Genomic DNA, 4,960 nt, shown 5'->3' on the forward strand with positions numbered 1-4,960 from the left:
GGCCGGTGGAGGGGCCGGCCACGCCCTGCGGCCGCGCGCTCACTTCCCCGGCCCCGCCCACAGGCCGTCGGCCGTGAGCCCGAGCAGATCGATCGCGTTGCCGCGCACGATGCGGTCCACCACGTCCGGTGCCAGGTGGCCCATCTGAGCCTCGCCGACCTCGCGGGACTTCGGCCAGGTGGAGTCGGAGTGGGGGTAGTCCGTCTCGTAGAGGACGTTGGCGACGCCGATCGAGTCGAGGTTCTTGAGGCCGAAGGCGTCGTCGAAGAAGCAGCCGAAGACGTGCTCGGCGAAGAGCTCCGACGGCGGGCGCAGCACCTTGTCCGCGACTCCGCCCCAGCCCCGGTTCTCCTCCCAGACGACGTTCGCGCGCTCCAGGATGTACGGGATCCAGCCGATCTGGCCCTCCGCATACATGATCTTCAGGTTGGGGAAGCGCTCGAACTTGCCGCTCATCAGCCAGTCGACCATCGAGAAGCAGCAGTTGGCGAAGGTGATGGTCGAGCCGACCGCGGGCGGTGCGTCGGCCGAGGTGGACGGCATGCGCGAGGAGGAGCCGATGTGCATGGCGATGACCGTGCCGGTCTCGTCACACGCCTCCAGGAACGGGTCCCAGTCGTCCGTGTGGATGGAGGGGAGGCCCAGGTGCGGGGGTATCTCGGAGAACGCGACCGCGCGCACCCCGCGTGCGGCGTTGCGGCGGACCTCGGCGGCGGCCAGGCGGGCGTCCCAGAGCGGGATCAAAGTGAGGGGGATGAGGCGGCCGCGGGCGTCCGGGCCGCACCACTCCTCCACCATCCAGTCGTTGTAGGCCCGTACGCCGAGGAGTCCCAGCTCACGGTCCTTGGCCTCGGTGAAGGTCTGGCCGCAGAAGCGGGGGAAGGTCGGAAAGCAGAGGGCCGACTGGACGTGGTTGACGTCCATGTCCGCGAGCCGGTCGGGAACCGAGAAGGACCCGGGGCGCATCTGCTCGTAGGTGATGACTTCCAGTTTGATCTCGTCGCGGTCGTACCCGACAGCCGTGTCGAGGCGGGTGAGCGGCCGGTGCAGGTCCTCGTACACCCACCAGTCGCCGATGGGGCCGTCGTCGCCCCTGGCCCCCATCACGGGGGCGAACTTGCCGCCGAGGAACGTCATTTCCCTCAACGGGGCGCGGACGACGCGGGGGCCGATGTCGCGGTACCTGGACGGGAGCCGGTCCCGCCAGACGTGCGGGGGCTCCACCGTGTGGTCGTCCACCGAGATGATCTTCGGGAAGGTCTCCATGACCTCTACGGTAGCGTTTATCTGACGGATCGTCAGCTAGTTGGCCGGTGATCGGTCAGGTACGGGCTGACGTGTACGCGCGATACAGGGCAGACTGACCCTTACACCGACGGAAGGCAGGGGGACGACAGATGGACGGCGTACCGGCCATCCCGAGCCCGCGGAAACATCCCGAGGCCCGTACGGCTGCCGTCGTACCCGAAGCCGGCCCGGGGACGACCCCCGCACGCGCGACGCGCGCACCCGCGGCCGGTGTCCCGACCGGCTCCGCCGCGAGCACCACCACCGCCACCACAGGCCCCGGTGGCCCCGGCGGCACCACAGGCCCCGGTGGCCCCGCAGCCCCCGGCGAGTCCCGCTTCGCCGTCCTCGGGCCCGTCCGCGCCTGGCGCGGCGCCGAAGTCCTGCCCTCCGGCACCCCCCAGCAGCGCGCCCTGCTCGCCGTACTCCTGCTGCGCGACGGCCGCACCGCCACCGCGCCCGAACTCATCGACGCCATCTGGGGCGAGGACCCGCCGCAGCAGGCGCTCGCCACCATCCGCACGTACGCCTCCCGCCTGCGCAAGGTGGTCGCCCCCGGCCTCCTCGTCACCGAGTCCGGCGGCTACGCCATCCGGCTGCGCTCCAGCGCCACCCTCGACCTCGGCGTCGCCCGCAGCCTCGCCGCCGACGCCGAGGCGGCCCGCGCCGCCGGTGACCGCTCCCTCGCCCGTACGCTCCTGACCCGCGCCCTCGGCCTCTGGGAGGGCGAGCCCCTCGCCGGCATCCCCGGCCCGCACGCGGAGACCGAGCGGATCCGGCTCGCCGAATGGCGCCTGCAGCTGCTGGAGACCCGCCTCGACCTCGACCTGGAGGTCGGCCAGCACGCCGAGGCCGTCTCCGAGCTCACCGCCCTCACCGCCGCCCACCCGCTGCGCGAACGCCTGCGCGAGCTGTTGATGCTCGCCCTCTACCGCAGCGGCCGGCAGGCCGAGGCCCTCGCCGTCTACGCCGACACCCGCCGCCTCCTCGCCGACGAGCTCGGCGTCGACCCGCGACCCGAACTGGCCGCGCTCCAGCAGCGCATCCTGAACGCCGACGCCGATCTCGCCCGCGCGGAGGACCCGGCCCCGGCCGCCGCGACCGTTCACGTGAGGCCCGCCCAATTGCCTGCGACCGTCCCCGACTTCACCGGCCGCTCCAGCTTCGTCGACGAGCTCGGCGCCATCCTCGGCGGCGGCGCCCTGGATCAGGTCATGGCCGTCTCCGCGCTGGCCGGCATCGGCGGCGTCGGCAAGACCACCCTCGCCGTGCACGTGGCCCACGCCGCCCGCCCGCACTTCCCCGACGGCCAGCTCTACGTCGACCTCCAGGGCACCGAGGCCCGCCCCGCCGAACCGGAGGCCGTCCTCGGCTCCTTCCTGCGCGCCCTCGGCACCCCCGACACGGCCATCCCCGACTCCCCCGCCGACCGCGCCGCGCTCTACCGCTCCACCCTCGACGGCCGCCGCGTCCTGGTCCTCCTCGACAACGCCCGCGACGCCGCCCAGGTCCGCCCGCTGCTGCCGGGCACCGCCGGCTGCGCCGCCCTCGTCACCAGCCGGGTCCGCATGGCGGGCCTCGCCGGAGCCCATCTCGTCGACCTCGACGTGATGAGCCCCGAGGAGGCCCTCCAGCTCTTCACCCGCATCGTCGGCGAGGAGCGCGTACGCGCCGAACGCCAGGCCGCCCTCGACGTCGTCGGCGCCTGCGGCTTCCTGCCGCTCGCCATCCGCATCGCCGCCTCCCGGCTCGCCGCGCGCCGCACCTGGACCGTCTCCGTCCTGGCCGCCAAGCTCGCCGACGAGCGCCGCCGCCTCGACGAGCTCCAGGCCGGCGACCTCGCCGTCAAGGCCACCTTCGAGCTCGGCTACGGCCAGCTGGAGCCCGCCCAGCAGCGCGCCTTCCGCCTCCTCGGGCTCGCCGACGGTCCCGACATCTCCCTCTCGGCGGCAGCCGCCGTGCTCGACCTGCCCGAGTACGACACCGAGGACCTCCTCGAAGCCTTAGTCGACTGCTCCCTGCTCGAATCCGCCGCTCCCGGCCGCTACCGCTTCCACGACCTCGTACGCCTCTACGCGCGTGCCTGCGCCGAGCGCGACGAACAGCCGCCGAGCGGGTGCGAGGCCGCCCTGGACCGGCTGCTGGACTTCTACCTGGCCACCGCCTCCGGGGTCTACGCCCTGGAACGGCCCGGCGACCGGCTGCCCGCGCACCTGTCCGACACCCACTACCCCGGGCTGGTCTTCGCCGAGCCGCGGACCGCCCTGGACTGGCTGTACGCCGAGGCCGACCCACTGCTGGCGTGCGTACGGCAGGCCGCCGCGCGGGGCGGCGAGACACTGGTCCTGCGCCGGGCCGTGGACCTGCTGTGGGCGGCGAAGGACCTCGCGGAGTCGGGGGCCAACTCCCGGCAGTACGAGTCGGCAGCCGTCGCGTTGCGCGACGCGGGCCAGGCCGCGAAGGACCCGTACGCCGAGGGCCGCGCCCGCACCACTCTCACCAACGTCCATCTGGTCGCGGGCCGCTTCGCCGAGGCCGACGACGAGGCCGCCCGGGCCACCGTGCTCGCGCGCGAGGCCGGCGACCCGCTGCCCATGTGCTGGGCACCCAACGACCGCGGGATCATCGCCCTCTACGAGGGCCGGCACGCGGACGGCGAGCGCTACCTGCTGCAGGCCATCGAGGGCTTCCGCGCCGACGGCAACAACGTCGGGGAGGCCAGCGCCCTGTGCAACCTCTCCCGCATCCACGTGGAACTGGGCCGCCTGCCCAGCGCCATAGACCTGGCCCAGCAGGGCATCGCCATCTACGACCGGATGGGCCTGAGCCTGCGCCTGGCCAACGGCCGCTACGCGCTCGGCATCGCCCTCACCCAGGCGGGGCGGCTCGGCGAGGCCCTGGCGCAGCTCGCGGAGGCGCTGTCGCTGTTCCATGAGAACCGCCAGCCGCTGTGGGAGGGCGTGACCCACTTCCGGCTCGCCGAGGCCCACCTGGCGGCGCGCCGGCCCACCCTGGCCGCCTCGCACGCCGAGCAGGCCATCGCGCTGCGCGGGATCGGCGGGGAGTGGCGGCGGGCGACGGTCCTGACGGTGCTCGGCAAGGCGCTGCGGCGGCTGGGTCAGCGGGACCGCGCGAGGGCGTGCTGGCGGGACGCGGAGGCCGTGTTCACGCAGCTGAGGTCGGCCGAACTGGGCGAGGTACAGGCCCTGCTGGCCTCGGAGATCGCTGCCTGAGCTGCGCGGACGCCGGTTGAACGCGGCGTTCATCGTTCGTTTATCGCAGTCCGACACGATAAGTGCATCGACCCGGAGCCTCGGGGGAGCATCCGGGCCGGTTGGTGGACTACCCGTTCGGCGGTCATCGGGGGAATCGCCGAACGGGCCCAGCCCTACCCATCCATCAGGAGAATCGATGACGACGAACGAGAACCTCAAGCCGCTCGACAACCACGCCTCGGGCGTCGAGATCGAGACCCTGGACAACCACGCCTCGGGCATCGAGATCAAGCCGCTGGAGAAGGAGCCGGCTCCGGCCGTCCCCACCACGGACGAAGAGATCCAGACGCTGGACAACCACGCGTCCGGTCCGCGCCCGTAGCACTCGCGAGCGTACGGGGGATTCCACGGGGGAACACGGGGGAACGGCGGTCGCGGTGGCCCGGAGGGGGAGCCAC

Annotated in this window: 3 protein-coding genes; 2 read left to right on the top strand and 1 reads right to left on the bottom strand. The window is 73.2% G+C overall.

The features are described 5' to 3' along the window. Positions 1-39: 39 nt before the first annotated feature. Entirely contained in the window at positions 40-1,266 is a 1,227-nt protein-coding gene (locus ACWGIU_RS29645) for an amidohydrolase family protein (RefSeq protein WP_453710899.1), read from the bottom strand. A 131-nt stretch (positions 1,267-1,397) separates the two neighbouring features. Between ACWGIU_RS29645 and ACWGIU_RS29650 the strand changes: the two genes are divergently transcribed. Together ACWGIU_RS29650 and ACWGIU_RS29655 are read left to right on the top strand one after the other, a co-directional pair. Continuing rightward, positions 1,398-4,520 (top strand): BTAD domain-containing putative transcriptional regulator, encoded by a 3,123-nt coding sequence (locus ACWGIU_RS29650; RefSeq protein ID WP_453710901.1) that lies wholly within the window; start codon positions 1,398-1,400, stop codon positions 4,518-4,520. A 178-nt stretch (positions 4,521-4,698) separates the two neighbouring features. Further along, positions 4,699-4,884: a hypothetical protein gene (locus tag ACWGIU_RS29655; protein WP_202201084.1), complete on the top strand. Its 186-nt coding sequence runs from the start codon at positions 4,699-4,701 to the stop codon at positions 4,882-4,884. Positions 4,885-4,960 lie beyond the last annotated feature (76 nt).

This window comes from Streptomyces sp. NPDC054840 (assembly GCF_053611065.1).

Bases quoted from the DNA above. Each gene is read 5' to 3' on its own strand.
- ACWGIU_RS29645 (WP_453710899.1), bottom strand. From the start codon at position 1,266: ATGGAGACCTTCCCGAAGATCATCTCGGTGGACGACCACACGGTGGAG.
- ACWGIU_RS29650 (WP_453710901.1), top strand. From the start codon at position 1,398: ATGGACGGCGTACCGGCCATCCCGAGCCCGCGGAAACATCCCGAGGCC.
- ACWGIU_RS29655 (WP_202201084.1), top strand. From the start codon at position 4,699: ATGACGACGAACGAGAACCTCAAGCCGCTCGACAACCACGCCTCGGGC.